This is a genomic window from Streptomyces sp. NPDC052043 (assembly GCF_044548235.1).
Lineage (GTDB): Bacteria > Actinomycetota > Actinomycetes > Streptomycetales > Streptomycetaceae > Streptomyces.
In genome coordinates, this window is record NZ_JBIUBT010000001.1 from 257043 (window position 1) to 271143 (window position 14101).

11 protein-coding genes are annotated in these 14101 nt (G+C 74.0%); 3 read left to right on the forward strand and 8 right to left on the reverse strand.

Translation table 11 applies throughout. The features are described from left to right. Positions 1-40 precede the first annotated feature (40 nt). The 6 genes from ACIHCX_RS01120 to ACIHCX_RS01145 form a co-directional block, all read right to left on the reverse strand. Positions 41-1438, reverse strand: coding sequence for an FAD-dependent monooxygenase (locus ACIHCX_RS01120; RefSeq protein WP_400025395.1), 1398 nt, complete (start codon positions 1436-1438; stop codon positions 41-43). Positions 1439-1464: 26 nt separating this feature from the next. Continuing rightward, complete coding sequence (locus ACIHCX_RS01125; RefSeq protein WP_400025397.1) at positions 1465-2640, reverse strand: MAB_1171c family putative transporter; 1176 nt, start codon at positions 2638-2640, stop codon at positions 1465-1467. A gap of 97 nt (positions 2641-2737) precedes the next feature. Continuing rightward, a complete protein-coding gene (locus ACIHCX_RS01130) occupies positions 2738-3907 on the reverse strand; it encodes an MAB_1171c family putative transporter (protein ID WP_400025399.1) in 1170 nt (389 codons plus the stop codon). Continuing rightward, complete coding sequence (locus tag ACIHCX_RS01135; protein WP_400025401.1) at positions 3904-4410, reverse strand: toxin; 507 nt, start codon at positions 4408-4410, stop codon at positions 3904-3906. The genes ACIHCX_RS01130 and ACIHCX_RS01135 overlap by 4 nt, the downstream gene beginning before the upstream one ends. Positions 4411-4677: 267 nt before the next feature. Beyond that, complete coding sequence (locus ACIHCX_RS01140; RefSeq protein WP_400025403.1) at positions 4678-7644, reverse strand: beta-galactosidase; 2967 nt, start codon at positions 7642-7644, stop codon at positions 4678-4680. A gap of 159 nt (positions 7645-7803) precedes the next feature. Continuing rightward, the gene (locus ACIHCX_RS01145) at positions 7804-9678 is read right to left on the reverse strand and encodes a pyridoxal phosphate-dependent aminotransferase (protein ID WP_400025405.1); all 1875 of its coding nucleotides are present in this window, start codon (positions 9676-9678) and stop codon (positions 7804-7806) included. Between the two features lie 294 nt (positions 9679-9972). On the opposite strand from ACIHCX_RS01145, the gene ACIHCX_RS01150 reads away from it, so the two are divergent. Beyond that, on the forward strand, positions 9973-10782 hold the full coding sequence (locus tag ACIHCX_RS01150; protein ID WP_400025407.1) for a hypothetical protein: 810 nt from the start codon (positions 9973-9975) through the stop codon (positions 10780-10782). A 94-nt stretch (positions 10783-10876) separates the two neighbouring features. On the opposite strand, the gene ACIHCX_RS01155 is transcribed toward ACIHCX_RS01150, so the two are convergent. After that, positions 10877-11326 (reverse strand): MarR family winged helix-turn-helix transcriptional regulator, encoded by a 450-nt coding sequence (locus ACIHCX_RS01155; RefSeq protein WP_400025409.1) that lies wholly within the window; start codon positions 11324-11326, stop codon positions 10877-10879. An 87-nt stretch (positions 11327-11413) separates the two neighbouring features. On the opposite strand from ACIHCX_RS01155, the gene ACIHCX_RS01160 reads away from it, so the two are divergent. Then, on the forward strand, positions 11414-12412 hold the full coding sequence (locus ACIHCX_RS01160; RefSeq protein WP_400025411.1) for an NADP-dependent oxidoreductase: 999 nt from the start codon (positions 11414-11416) through the stop codon (positions 12410-12412). Positions 12413-12524: 112 nt separating this feature from the next. Further along, positions 12525-12953: an organic hydroperoxide resistance protein gene (locus tag ACIHCX_RS01165; RefSeq protein WP_400025413.1), complete on the forward strand. Its 429-nt coding sequence runs from the start codon at positions 12525-12527 to the stop codon at positions 12951-12953. Positions 12954-13124: 171 nt separating this feature from the next. Here ACIHCX_RS01165 and ACIHCX_RS01170 read toward each other — a convergent pair whose 3' ends face one another. After that, the gene (locus ACIHCX_RS01170) at positions 13125-14096 is read right to left on the reverse strand and encodes an aldose epimerase family protein (protein WP_400025415.1); all 972 of its coding nucleotides are present in this window, start codon (positions 14094-14096) and stop codon (positions 13125-13127) included. Positions 14097-14101 lie beyond the last annotated feature (5 nt).

Sequence of the window (14101 nt, forward strand, 5' to 3'; positions counted from 1 at the left end):
GGCCCCGCCCGGTGCTTTCCCGTCCGGCCCCTTCGCCGGGTCAGGTGTTCGTCCGGTCCAGTCCCTCAAGGATCTTGCGTTCGGCCGGGGTCAGCGGCGGCCCTGCCAGCGGCGGGAGCAGCGGGCCGTTGAGGACGTCGAGGAGAGTGTCGGGGCGCAGGAGGCGCTGTGGCCCGGTGCTGAGGCTGGTGACCTCCCAGAGGGCGGCCGCGGCGCGGTAGGAGCCGGTGGCCGCCTTCGTCAGCCGGCGGCTGTAGGAGGTGACCAGACGGTCGGCGGGTCCGGGCCGGGCGCCGCGGCTGTTCGGGTACCAGACGTCCTGACCGACCGCGGCAGCCCAGGCCGCGTCGACCGGACGGGCGGCGCCGCGCTGCACCCGGCGGGCCAGACCGGGCGCGTCCGGGCCGAAGCGGCGCAGCTCCTCGCTCAGCAGCCGGGCGCCGAGCGCGGCGACCGACATGCCCTGCCCGTAGGCCGGGTTGAAGGTGGCCACCGCGTCTCCGAGCGCCACGAAGCCCTCCGGCCACCGCGGCAGCTTCTCCAGGTAGCGGCGCGCGTTGCTGGTGCTGCGGCTGATGTGCACGTCGGTGAGGGGTTCGGCGCCGGAGACGAGCCGGCCGACGACGGGCGACGGCAGATCGAGGGCGTAGCGCAGGAACCCGTCGGGGTCCGCCGGCGGCTCACCGCCCCGCGTGCCGGCGAGGCTGACCATCCAGCGGTCGCCCTCGATCGGCAGCACCATGCCGCTGCGGCCCGGCCGGCCCGCGTACGGGTTCGCCTGCACCATCGTCAGCGGGAACTGCTCGGCCCCGGCGGGCGTGCGGTACACGCGGGTGGCGTTGACCAGCCCGGCGTCCACGCCGCGCTCCCGCACCCCGGAGATCCCGAGTTCCCCGAGCCAGGTCACCACCCGCGACCCGCGCCCGCTCGCGTCGACCACGAAGTCCGCGGCCAGCACCTCCTCCGCGGCGGGGGTGGCGACGCGCACCCCGCGCACGCGCCGCGCGTCGCCCACCAGGCCGACCGCCTGCGCCTTGCGGATCACCGTCCGGGTGTGGGCGAGGACGGTGGAGCGGACCGTGAAGTCCAGCAGGGCGCGGGTGCAGCTGAGCATCCGCGGCCCGTCGTGCCGCCAGCGCCGCAGCCAGCCCTCGGGGGTCAGGGCCACCATGCCGTGGCCCAGGGGTATCTCCCGGGCGTCCGCGGCCAGCAGCCGCCGCCGTATGCTCCCGCCTGGCATCAGCTCCTCCATGGCGGCCAGGCCACCGGCCATGAGCAGATGGGCGTGGCGCCCCTGCGGCAGGCCCCGGCGGTGCTCCGGCCCCTCGGGCAGGTCGTCGCGGTCGACCACGACCACGTCGTCCACGACGTCGGACAGCACCGCCGCGGCCAGCATGCCGGCCAGTCCGGCACCGATGACGACAGCTCTACGGGGCATGGGGCTCCTCGAAGTCGGCCATGGGCTCAGCCATGGGAGGTCCTCACCGTTCCTGCTTGTACGGCGGTTTCGGCGGCCGTGCGGACCAGCGCCTGCGCCAGTTCCACAAGACCGCTGGTTCCGGACACCTCCGTGGCGTGGAGGCGGTATCCGCTCGGCGCCGTGAGCGGCTCCTCGCGGGCGGCGGCGCGGTGCGCGGCGTCGGCGAGCATCGCCGCCTCCGCCGCGATCCGCGCCTCGTGCGCGCCGCGGCCCGCGCGCCGGGCGGCGGCCAGCGCCCGCTCACGGACCTCGTCGTCGAAGTACGGGGCGAGCCCGAGCAGCGCGTCGTGGATGGACACCTCGCGCCACTGAAGGCGCGCCAGCGGCAGCTGCCACCACGGGCTCGGCGGCTTGGGCGCGGTGGACACGAACCGCACCCGCGACCACAGCGGGCCCAGCCGCCGGTGGTCGCGCAGGCCGCGCGCCTGGGCGAGGACCGCGGGGAGCAGCCTGGGCAGCACGAGACCCGCGGAGCACAGCAGCGCGCCGAGCGAGGCCATCGGCGGGGCGACCTTCGTGGACAGCACGTCCAGGTCGTGGCCCGTCCAACGTGCCGTGATCGCCGTGTACTTGGACAGCTGGAAGCCCACCACGTCCAGCACCGAGCCAGCCAGGAACAGCCGCAGCCCGGCCCGCAGCAGTCCGGTGACCTCGCGGCTCCACTTGACGCACAGCGCGCACGCCGCGAGCGTCGCCGCGCTGTGCCCGAGCAGGTAGAGCAGGATCATCTCGCGCAGGTACGGAGTGTTGGCGTAGTAGGTGTCCAGGTCCGTGAGCCGCTCGGTGCGGGCGTCGCCCAGCGCGAACAGCACGACGATGACGACGATCAGCGAGGCGTAGGCGGCGATGCTGCGCAGCACCGTGCGCCGCACCCGCTCGCGCGGGCCGCCGCGCCAGTTGATCAGCAGGATGAGCAGCGAGCAGCTGTACGCGGAGAGCATCCCGTAGGTCAGCGGGGCACCGAAGTTGGGGATGCCGGTGAGCTCGTTGACGGAGGCCAGGGTCAGCGGCGCCGAGCAGACGAAGACCAGCGAGCCGAGGACGATCGCCGCGCAGGTGGACATGGTCAGCGGGTTGTGCACCGCGGTGCGCGGCCGCCGCAGCAGCACGGCGGCGGACAGCCCGAAGATTCCGGCCGCCAGATACACGACGAGACTCACCCCGACCACCTCCCACCGGCGAACCCGCGGCGGACGACTGCCCTCGTGGCCGTCGTGGCGGGCCTGCGGTGCGGGCGGTGTGCTGTGCGTAACGTGGTCATGGTGTGCTCGTGGGGGTCGTACCGCTGGGAACTCGGGCGGCCGTCACGGGGGCCGGTGCGGCCAGCGCGTCCGCCACGCGGACCAGGGCGGCCGGGCCCGGCACCCGGACGGGCAGCCGGCCCGCCTCGCCGGGCAGCGGCCCGCCGCTCTCCTCGCGCACGGCGGCGGCGATGACCGCCGCCCACGCGGCGGCCTCGGCGCGCTCGGCGTCACCGGTCGCCCCCAGCACCGCCTCGCGGGTCCGCTCGTACAGGGACCGGTCGAAGGACGCGTCCAGGTAGCTGAGCGCGTTGTGGATGCTGGTCTGACGCCACATCAGCCGTGTGGTGGGCGTGGCCCAGCGCGGCCGCGGCAGCCGCAGGCAGCGGCGGGTGAGCAGATCGTCCAGCTCGCGCTCCAGCGGTGCCAGCCGCGCGTACGCCCGCCCGGACCGCCGCCACTCGGTGAGGTGGGGCCCGGCCAGCGGCACCAGGATGCCCGCCGACGTCAGCAGGGCGCCCAGCCCGGCCACGGCCGGCGAGACGTCCGTGCTCAGCCCCGACCAGTCCCGCCCGCACCAGCGGGCGACCACGGCGACCAGCTTGGACACGCTGTACCCGGCGCCGCAGAGCGACCCAAGACCAAGGACCAGCAGCCCCGCGCGCAGCCAGCCGTCCACCTCGCGCGCCCACCGCACCGCGGACACCGCGGTGACGCTGACGGCGGCGAGGTGCCCCACCAGGTACAGCACGATCATCTCGGCGACGAACGGCGTCGTCGCGTAGTAGGTGTCCAGGTCGGTACGGCGCTCCACCGGCGTCTCGCCCAGCGCGAACGTGGCGGCGATGCCGACGAGTACCAGCGTGTAGGCCGCCATCCAGCGCCGGGCCACCCGGTGCACGTGCCCGCCGCCCCGCCAGTAGACGACCAGGACCTGGGAGGCCGCGCTGTAGGCGGTGATCGACCCGTACGTCAGCGGCGCGGCGAGGTTCGGCACACCGCTGAGCCGGTTGATCGCGCCGACCGTCGGCGGGGCCCCGAGCAGGAAGCAGAAGCCGCCCAGACCCAGCACCGCGCAGATCGCGCGCAGATAGGGATCGCTCCGGTGGCGGGCCAGTTCGGGGGCCTTCACCGCGAGTCCCAGCCACAGCACGCCGCAGCTGACGTAGTTGATCAGGCCGCTCATCTTCCCCGGTTCCCCCGGTAGTTGAGCGCGGCCCCGATACGTCCCGCGAGGTCCTGGCCGTGGTCGGGGCCGTCGTTGGGCGACGGTTCCGCCGACGCCTCCAGCCAGGTCCGCAGCCGACGGCCCATCAGCATGCCGAAGCGGTCCGCCTCCTGCTCGTCGGCCAGGCTGAAGTCGGTGCGCGCCGCGACCGGCCGGGGCGGGCCCGCGGCGGGAGCGGCGTCCGCGCCGGTCTGCCGCCGGCTCATGTGCCACACCTCGTGGCAGAAGATCACGATCTGGTGCCACACGGCGGCCCGCTGGTCGACGACGACCACGTCCTGGGTCTCGCCCTCCAGCCACAGCCCGCTGGCGGTGTGCGGCGGGAACACCTCCCGCCGGACGACGACCGGGCGGCCCCGCCAGGCGCTGACGGAGTCGACGAGCGCGGCCAGCAGCACCTCGGGGTCGGCGGGGACCGGAACCCGGATGGGGTCGACGAGCGCGTCGGCGAGCCGACGCATCTCCCTTCTCCTACGCACGATGTTCCCCCGTGGATCTCCCAGGCCTGCCCTCATCATCCCCGGGCCACCCGCGGTGGCGGAAGGTCCTTCCCCCCTCACCCGCGTCACTCATGAGCGGGCACGCTCCCGGCCGGTCCGGCGGCCCCGCGCTGAGCCCATCGGCGCACCCCTTCCGGCCCTCCGCCACGGAGGGCCGTCCGAGCCTACGCGGCCCGGGTTGCCCGCGTCATGCGATCCGATGCCCGTGCCACGGCCCCGAACGCGCGGTCACCGCCCCGGCGAGGGCAGCGGCGTCACCGGCACCCCGCCGGCCGCCGCGCCCAGCAGCGTCAGCCGCACCTGCCCCGGGCCGGACAGCGTGGTGAACTCCGACAACACCGCCAGGGCCAGGGTGTTGACGCCCCGGGTGCGCAGGATCCCGTTCGGCAGGACGAACGTGTGCTGCGGACCGACGCCGTTGACGTACTGGCCCAGGTTCCAGCCGTTGAGGAAGATCTGCGCGCGGTAGGAGCGGTACCGGTCGTCGTCCAGGGTGAGCCCGATCGAGGCGTCGACGCCCGGCTCGACGGCCGCCCGGAACGTGGTCCGGTACCAGGTCACCCCCTGCCGCCGCACCGCGCGCGGGAACGTCACCGGCTCCCAGTCGCGGTCCGGGAAGCCCGGCAGGTGCCAGCCCTCCCGCTCCCCGTACAGCCCGCCGTTGTTCAGCGGCCCGCGCACCGGGTCGGGAGCGGCCTCGCCCTGGATCCGCCACCGCACCTTCGGCGCGCCCCCGGCGAAGGTGACCGCCGTCAGGCCGCGCGCCGCCTTGTGGGTGTCGCGCGCCGCGTCGTCCTGGTCGTGCTGCATCCGCCGCACCAGGACCGACAGCACGTGCCGGCCGGGCCCGCGCAACGCTCCGCGCACCGGGAAGACCGCCGTGCCCGACCAGCTTCCCCGCCGCGGAGTGCCGCCGTCGGGCACCGGCAGCCGGTGGGTGCCCAGCGGCTCCCCGTCCAGCCAGGCCATCAGCAGCCCCTGCGTGCCCGCGCTGTAGGCGAGGGAGACCGATGCGATGCCGGTGGCGTCCGTGAACGTGCCGCGGTACCAGACGTCCCCGTAGTGGAAGCCGTAGTCGTCGGCGAACAGCACGGGCCCGCCCTTCGGCACGGGGGTCGTGCTGTGCGAGGACGTCCGGTCGGCGGCCCGCCACGCCGAGTCGTCGAAGGCCGGCCCGGCCTCGGGGTTCTCGGCGCGCATCCGCCAGCCGCCGAGCGCGGGCAGTGTCACCTCGGGCACGCCCGGCAGCGGCACGTCGGCCCGCAGGCTCTTCGAGCCGGTCGCCGACACCGGCACCGCGCGGCCGTTCCACGTCACACCGTCGACGCCGCGCGGGCCCCACACCTCCAGGCCGGTCTCCTCCACGGTGTCGCCGGTGAGGTGCACCGTGGAGTCGCGTACGGTGGCGGTGCGCAGCAGCGCCGGGCCGTGGACCAGCAGGGAGCCCGACGGGGTGTCGTACGGCCACAGGCGCGTCGAGGTCGCCTCGTCGGCGAAGAGCAGCATCAGCGGCCGGCCGTTCCCGTCGCCCTCCACCCGGACCCCGATCAGCCCGCCGGCGCCGAGCGGGACGGTCAGGCGCAGCAGGCCCCGGTCGTAGGCGTACGCGGCCTGCTGGCTCAGCCGGGTGACCCGCGGCTCCTGGGCGGACTCCAGCACCACGCGCGCCAGTTCGCCGTACCGGCCGCAGAACACGACGACGTCCTGCCCCCCGGCGGTGAGGAACAGCATCGGCTGCGCGGTGGCGTACCGCACGGTGCGCCGCCCCAGCGTCAGCCCGGTGACCATCAGCCGGGCGTCCCGGGCCGGCACGGTCACCGGCAGGTTCGCGCCGGCCGTGCGCAGCGTCGAGGAGACCTCCCGGTCGCCGTCGTTGCGCAGGACGTGGACGTGGGTGCCGGTGTCCGGGTTCCTCAGGTGGTACGTCGTCAGCCCGCGCACCTTCACGTCGGCCGCGCGGTCCAGCCTGGCGAAGTCGGGAAAGCGCTGGAGCATGTGCCCGATCTGGTGCATCGGCACCAGCTTGTCGGTGGGCCGGCGGCCCTCGTCGAGGGCCGCCCCGTAGTCGTACGACGTGTAGACGGCCGGCGAGGGCAGCCAGCCCCAGGAGGTGCCGCCGAAGGCCATGTACACGTTGTGGACGGTGATGCCGTTGGCGAGGTGGGTCAGGTAGCAGCGCCGCTCGTACGCCGCGTCCCGGGTGCGCCGCGACTCCGCGTACCCCGTGCCGTTCGACGAGGCACCGCCCCACGGATCGGGCCGGCCGCCGCCGGACTGCGGCATGAACCCGGGCGTGCGGGGACTGGCGCTCGCCCCGCCGGTCCTCCCGCCGGCGCCGAAGTGCCCCCAGTCGGGCGGGGTTCGGGACGGCGAGGGGGACCCGTCGAACCCGTACAGCCAACCTCGCTTCTCGCCACCGGTGTCGAACGACCCGGGCGTCCAGTGGCCGTTCCTGCCCGTGTCGTTGTGGAAGAGGGGGACGTCGATGCCGTCGGCGCGCACCTTCCGGTACAGGTGGGCCATGTAGGCGCGCCCGGTCGGCTCGTCCACGTGGGCGTCGTACTCGTTCTCGATCTGGTACAGCAGCACCGTGCCGGTGCCCCGGGTGAACAGGTGCCGGACGGCGATGGTGTTGACGTGCCCCAACCACTCGTCGACGTGCTTGAGGTAGGCCGGATCGGCGGTCCGCGCGGTGCCCTCGGTGGTGGTCAGCCAGCCGGGGAATCCGCCGCCGTCGACCTCGGCGCCGATGTGGGGGCCGGGGCGCAGGATGACGTACAGGCCGGTCTCGGCGGCCGTGCGCAGGAAGAGGTCCAGGTCGCGCACCCCGGTGAAGTCGTACCGTCCCGGGGCGGGGGAGTGGTAGTTCCAGGCCACGTGGATGCTGACGGCGTTGAAGCCGTACGCGCGCATCTTCTGGAGCACGTCCCGCCACAGGTCGGGGCTCGGCAGCCGGAAGGGGTGCATCTCGCCCGACCACAGCACCAGCCGCCGGCCGTCGACCAGCAGCGAGTAGCGGTCGTAACCGACGTTGTGCCGCCGTCCGTCGGCGCTCGGCGGGGGTGGCGGCGGGCCCGTGGGCGCGGAGCGCGCGGCGTAGGCCGACGGTGCCCCCGGTCCACCGCTGCCGCCCAGGGCCAGTCCGAGCGCGGCGGTGCCCGCGAGGGCGCTGAATGAACGTCTGCTGAGCGCCAAGGGTGTGCCTCCGGGGCGATCTTACGGGGCGCGGGTTCCGCTATTTTGCACGGCGGCCGTCCCGCGCCACGCACGCACACGGAACCGGTACGGGGCGTCCGACACAGCACGGGCGCCGCCGCAGCCCCACGGAGCAGGCGGGCCGCCCCTGGCCCCGCGCTACCCCGTCTGTCCCATGCCCGCCGCGTCCGGCCAGTTCTGGTGGCTGGGCCAGCCGGTCGCCGGGGCCGGGGCCAGGCCGTGGGCGTCCGGGGGCGGGGCGGTCATGCCGCGCACCTGGGCGGCGGTGAGGCCACCGCGGGCGGGGACGCCCGGCGGGGTGAGCGGGGGAGCGGACGCGGGAACGGGAGCGGGTGCCGGCGTGGGAGCCGGGGTGGGGAAGTGGGCCGGCGCCGGTATGGGGGCCGGTGCCGGTGCGGGGGCCTGTTGCGCCGCCGGTGCCAGGGGATGCATCGGGGCCGGTGCGGCGCCCGGCGGAGGGGTGGCCGCCGGCAAGGACGTGCGGGGGTCGGCGGGTTGGAAGGCGAGAGCCGCCGACGCCGCGACGGGGAGTGGCGTCGCGACGCCGACGGCTGGTCCGGGGACCGCGGCGGCCGGGACGGCCGTTCCCGGGATTGCGGCTGCCCCGGGAGCGGCGGCGACCGCGGGCGCGGCCATCCCCGGCAGTGCTGCTGCCGCTGGAGGGGCGGAAGCCGGCGAGGCGGCGACCGCGGGAGCGGCGGCGGCGACCGCGGGAAGGGCGGCGGCGACCGCGGGAGGGGCGGCGGCGATCGCCGGAGCGGCGGTGGCCGCGGCGGTCCGGGCGGTGGCCGCCATCCGCATCCCGCCCCCGTTGGTCTCACTCATCAGCCGGTCCACCGCGGCCGTACCCGAGCTGTAGTTGGTCCCTGTCCCCAGCTCGGGTACGGCCGCTTCCCTTTCGCTCCCGTAGAGCACCTGTTCCAAGGCGGACACGAGACGACGCACGTCGACCTCGGGGCGCACCACGAGCCGCAGGAAGCGGCTGGAGGAGCCGATCTTGTTGCCGCACTCGCGGACCAGGATCCGGTGCTCGGTGAGCAGCCGGTCCCGGACCACGGTGCCCTCGGCGCCCACGGGAAGGCGCACGAAGAGGAAGTTGCCCTGGGACGGGTAGACCGTCAGACCGGGCAGCGCCGAGAGGCGGGAGGCCATCTCCATCCGGTCGCGGCGCACCTGCTGAAGACTCAGCCGGTACTCGGTGCCGTGCTCCTTGAGCATGAACACCACGTGCTCGGCGAAGGAGTTGAGGTTCCACTTCGGCAGCATCGAACGGACCCTGCCCGCCAGCGCCGGGTTGGCGACCAGGTACCCGAAGCGGATGCCGTGCAGGCCGAAGTTCTTGCCCAGGCTGCGCAGCACGACCACGTTCGGGCGCAGCATCGCCTCCCGCACCACGCTCGGCTCGGCCTCGACGTCGGCGAACTCCAGGAACGACTCGTCGATCACCACCAGGTCCAGGTCGGCCAGGGAGTCCATGAACTGCACCAGGGCGTGCTTGGGCACGAAGCCGCCGTCGGGGTTGTTGGGGTTGCAGACCACGGCGACCCTGGTCCCCCGCGCCCGGATGAACTCGGCGTACCGCGCCGGGTCCAGGACGAAGCCGTCGGACTCCTGGAGCGGGAACATGTCGACCCGCTTGCCGGTCTCCATGGGCTGGTCGGTCCAGCGGCCGAAGGTGGGGACGGGAACGGCCAGGGACTCGCGCACCAGCAGGTGGTCGATCCAGGTGATCAGCTCGGTGGAGCCGTTGCCCATCGCCACGCACTGCGGCGGCAGCTGGAGCAGGCTGCACAGCTCGGCCGTGATCGTGTCGGCGCCGGACGGGTAGTACGTGATGATCTCGCGCAACCGCGTCGCCATGTCCTGGAACATGGCGGGCGTGGGGAAGTAGGGGTTGCACGGAATGCAGAAGTCCACCGGCCCGGCCCCGTCGCCGCCCTCCCGTGTCAGCGCCGCCATCGACGGGCTGTGCGCCGCGGCGCCGCGGAACAGCGAGGTGACGTTGTCGGCCATGGAACCTCCGTGTGTGGCGGGCCCGGTGGGGACGACCGGGCCCGTCGACCTGGGGTGGCCCGCGCGGGGGAGCACGGGCCGCCCATGGATACGGAGGCGGAGGCGGCGTTGTTCAACTCATGTGTGGGACGTGTGGTTTTCGGGTAGCCCGAGCCTCGGCGGGCGGAGTGGGTGCCGAAGAGTCCGACAGGCAACGGTTTCGGTGAATCTTTCGACAATTTTTTCGATCCCGCACAGAACCTTCACAGAGGTGCCTAGGAACCGAGCCCATCCGGAACTTACTCTTCCCGCGTCATGAACTACTGCCACCCGTGCCGACGGCACCTCAACGGCGCCCTCGCCTGTCCGGGGTGCGGCACCCCAGTGGAGACGCTCCCCGCGTACGCGGAGGATCCCGGGGTGGGCGCGGAGGCGGTGACCGCCCAGGTCCCGCAGGAGAGCGGGGAGTCGCGCCTCGCCCAGGACCACGGCGACGACGACGGTGGGCTTGACGAGGGCGGCGGCGACACCGAGGACGCGGAGGGCGCAGAGCCCGCGGAGACCGCTGGGCGCCGGGGCGCGAGCCGGCGGGACCGCAAGGCGGCGGCCCACCGCAGGCGCCGCCGCCGGATCCTGCTGATCACCGCCGGCTTCGTCCTGGCGGGCAGCGGTCTGAGCCTGGCCGAACTCGGCGTCGACGCACCGGCCCTGCCGGGCTTCTCCCACCCCGAACCGGCGGCGGTCGGCGACGACGCGGGGGAGGACGAGGCATCCCCCTCGGGCACCGGCGGTACGGCCGCGCCGGCCGGCGGCACGCCGGAGTCCGGCGCGGCAACGGCGGCACCGGACGCCTCGGCGTCGGCCTCGCCCTCCGCCTCCACGAAGGACGGGAAACCGAAACCGGACGCGAGCGACGCGAGCAGCCCCGGGCAGTCGCCCGAGGCGACGGCGCAGGACGGCACGGGCGCAGGCACGGACGGGCCCGGCGCGCCGGCCCCGGCGACCTCGGAGGCACCCCGGCCCGCGGACCCCCCGACGACCGCCCCCGCCCCGCCGGCCCCTCAACCGGACCCGACCCCCACCCCGACCCACAAGTGCGACCGCTTCCTGTGGTGGTGCACGTAGGGCGCGATCCACTGCCGCGGGCGGCGCGGGTGCCGCAGGTGTCGAGCGGCACTCGCCGGCGCTGGGCCGTACAGCCCCGTGACGCCGGCCGCGGTCAGCCCGGTCCCCCTTGGTCCGTCATCCGCCGCAGCAGGTCCCGCAGCGCCAGTCGCTCCTCCTCGGACAGGCCCGCCAGCGGCTCCCGGGCGAAGCGCAGCCCCTCCCGCAGTTCCCGGGCCACCCGCCGCCCCTCCTCCGTCGCCGCCGCCAGCTTCACCCGCCGGTCGCCCGGATCCGGCCGCCGCTCCACCAGTCCCCGTGTCTCCAGCCGGTCCACGATCCCGGTGACGTTCGACGGCTCGCACTTCAGCTTCTGCGCCAGCTTCCGCATCGGCAGCGGTTCCAGCGACAGCAGACTCAGCAGCCGCGCCTGCGCCCCGGTCAGCGCGTGCTCCCCGGCGGCTTCCTCGTAGTCCTCGTAGAACCGGGCCACGACGTCCCCGATCAGTTCGACGACCTCCAGGGTCAGCGCGTCGGGGCGGCGGGTGTTCGGTGCAGCGGCCATGCGACCAGCCTACCCGCTTACTTGACTTCATTAAATATTCAGGCGCATGGTTGTTTCAGGATCTGAAGTAATGGAAAGGCGCTTGTCGTGATCAACCGAGAATGGCACCTGCTCAGCCGCCCGGTCGGCTGGCCGAAGCCCGAGGACTTCGCCCTGGTCGAGACCGAGGTTCCGCGGCCGCGCGAGGGGCAGGTCCTCGTACGCAACGAGTACCTCTCCGTCGACCCTTATATGCGGGGCCGGATGAGTGCGGCCAAGTCGTACGCCGAGCCGTACGAACTGGGCAGGCCCATGCAGGGCGGCGCCGTCGGCGAGGTCGTCGCCTCCGAGGCCGAGGGGATCGCCGTCGGCGACCATGTCCTGCACTTCGGCGGCTGGCGCGAGTACGCCGCCGTGAACGGCCGCAGCGCCGTCAAGGTGGACCCCGCGGCCGCGCCCCTTCCGGCGTACCTCGGCGTCTTGGGCATGACCGGTCTGACCGCCTACGCCGGCCTGCTGCGCGCCGCCTCCTTCACGGCGGGCGACGCCGTCTTCGTCTCCGGGGCGGCCGGTGCGGTCGGCGGGCAGGTCGGGCAGATCGCCAGGCTCAAGGGCGCCTCGCGGGTGATCGGCTCCGCCGGCTCCGACGAGAAGGTCCGGCTGCTGACCGAGGAGTACGGCTTCGACGCCGCCTTCAACTACAAGAACGGTCCGGTGGCCGAGCAGTTGAGGGCCGCGGCCCCGGACGGCGTCGACGTCTACTTCGACAACGTCGGCGGCGAGCACCTGGAAGCCGCCATCGGCTCCCTCAACCTGGGCGGCCGCATCGCCGTCTGCGGGATGATCTCGGTCTACAACGACACCGAGCCCGCCCCCGGCCCGCGGAACCTCGCCCGGCTGATCCAGACCCGGGGCCGCATCCAGGGCTTCCTCGTCGGCGACCACTACGACCTCCAGCCCGAGTTCGTGCGGGAGGTCGGCGCCTGGGTGCGCTCGGGCGAACTGAAGTACCGCGAGACCGTCGTCGAGGGCATCGGGAACACACTCGAGGCCTTCCTCGGCGTGCTGCGCGGCGACAACACCGGAAAGATGATCGTCAGGCTGTGACCGCTCCCCGTGGCCGTTCCCCGGAGTTTCGGTATGCGGTAACTTCTTTCCGAAACCGCCGGGTGCGACCGTGGGCGCGAGTCGCGGCGGACGAAGGAAGGAACGCAACCTCATGTCCAGCCCCGCAATCCGACCCTCCGACGTCCTGTACACCGCCGTCGCCACCGCCGAGAACGGCCGCGACGGCCGGGTCGCCACCGACGACGGCAGGCTCGACGTCGTCGTCAACCCGCCCAAGGAGATGGGCGGCAGCGGCGCCGGCACCAACCCGGAGCAGCTGTTCGCCGCCGGCTACAGCGCCTGCTTCCAGGGTGCCCTCGGCGTCGTCGCCCGCCAGGAGGGCGCCGACATCTCCGGGTCGACCGTCACCGCGAAGGTCGGCATCGGCAAGAACGAGGACGGGTTCGGGATCATCGTGGAGATCTCCGCGGACATCCCGAACGTCGACGCCGCGACGGCCATGAGCCTGGTGGAGAAGGCCCACCAGGTGTGCCCCTACTCGAAGGCGACCCGGGGGAACATCACGGTGACCCTGGGCTGAGCCCGACGGCGCCCGCCCGGCCGGTGTTTGTGAAGGGTTCGTACGGGATCGCGGCGCCGTGCCCGATCACCGGCCGCTTCCTCCCCCCGGCGGTTAACGTCTGGTCCGGGCCGAGTCCGCCCACCTGCAGCCCCGGCCCGGGACCTGACCCCCGGGCCGGGGCTGGTGCGTTCAGCGGGCCGAGAAGCCGTACACCGTCCGCGAGCGGAAGACCTCGCCCGGCCTGAGCACGGTGCTCGGGAAGCCGGGGCGGTTGGGGGAGTCCGGGAAGTGCTGGGTCTCCAGGGCGATCCCGTCGCCGGGAGCGAAGGGCGCGGGAAGGTGGTCGCCGGTGTAGAGCTGGAGGCCCGGTTCGGTCGTCGCCACCGTCAGGACCCGGCCGGACGCCGGATCGTGCAGCTCGGCGACCTCCACCGGCACATCGGTGACGCCCTTGTCGAGGACCAGGTTGTGGTCGTAGCCGGAACCCACCTTGCGCGTCCGTCGGAAGTCGAAGCGGGTGTCCGCCACCTCGTCCAGAACGCCGGTCGGGATCAGCTGGGCGTCCACCGGGGTGTACCGGGAGGCGTCGAGCCGCAGTTCGTGGCCGCCCGCGTCGCCGGCGCCGCCGAGGTTCCAGTACGAGTGGCTGGTGAGGTTGACGACGGTCGGCGCGTCCGTGACCGCCGAGTAGGCGATGTCCAGGGCGCCCGCCTCGTCCAGGGTGTACGTCACCGAGACCTCCAGGCGGCCGGGGAAGCCCTCCTCACCGTGCGGGCTGACCCGGCTGAGCCGTACGCCGTGCCCGACCGGCGTCATCTCCCACATCCGCCGGTCGAAGCCGCCGTCACCGCCGTGCAGCGAGTTGTCGCCCTCGTTCTGCTCCAGCGCGTACGTCCGCCCGTTCAGCGGGAAGCGGCCCCGGGCGATCCGGTTGGCGTACCGCCCGATCAGCGCGCCGAGGAACGGCTCGGGGTGGGCCAGGTAACCGTCCAGGCCGGGGAAGCCCAGCGCCACGTCCGCCGTGCGTCCGTCCCGGTCCGGGACCTCGACGGACTGCACGATCCCGCCGTACGACAGCACCCGTACCCGCACCCCGGCCCGCTCCAGCGTCCAGCGGTGCACCTCGGTGCCGTCGGCCAGCGTGCCGAAGAGTTCGCTCATGGGGA

Excerpts from the sequence above, each read along its gene's own strand:
- ACIHCX_RS01170 (WP_400025415.1), bottom strand. The coding sequence starts at position 14,096 with ATGAGCGAACTCTTCGGCACGCTGGCCGACGGCACCGAGGTGCACCGC.
- ACIHCX_RS01120 (WP_400025395.1), bottom strand. The coding sequence starts at position 1,438 with ATGCCCCGTAGAGCTGTCGTCATCGGTGCCGGACTGGCCGGCATGCTG.
- ACIHCX_RS01150 (WP_400025407.1), top strand. The coding sequence starts at position 9,973 with ATGAACTACTGCCACCCGTGCCGACGGCACCTCAACGGCGCCCTCGCC.
- ACIHCX_RS01145 (WP_400025405.1), bottom strand. The coding sequence starts at position 9,678 with ATGGCCGACAACGTCACCTCGCTGTTCCGCGGCGCCGCGGCGCACAGC.
- ACIHCX_RS01130 (WP_400025399.1), bottom strand. The coding sequence starts at position 3,907 with ATGAGCGGCCTGATCAACTACGTCAGCTGCGGCGTGCTGTGGCTGGGA.
- ACIHCX_RS01135 (WP_400025401.1), bottom strand. The coding sequence starts at position 4,410 with ATGCGTCGGCTCGCCGACGCGCTCGTCGACCCCATCCGGGTTCCGGTC.
- ACIHCX_RS01155 (WP_400025409.1), bottom strand. The coding sequence starts at position 11,326 with ATGGCCGCTGCACCGAACACCCGCCGCCCCGACGCGCTGACCCTGGAG.
- ACIHCX_RS01165 (WP_400025413.1), top strand. The coding sequence starts at position 12,525 with ATGTCCAGCCCCGCAATCCGACCCTCCGACGTCCTGTACACCGCCGTC.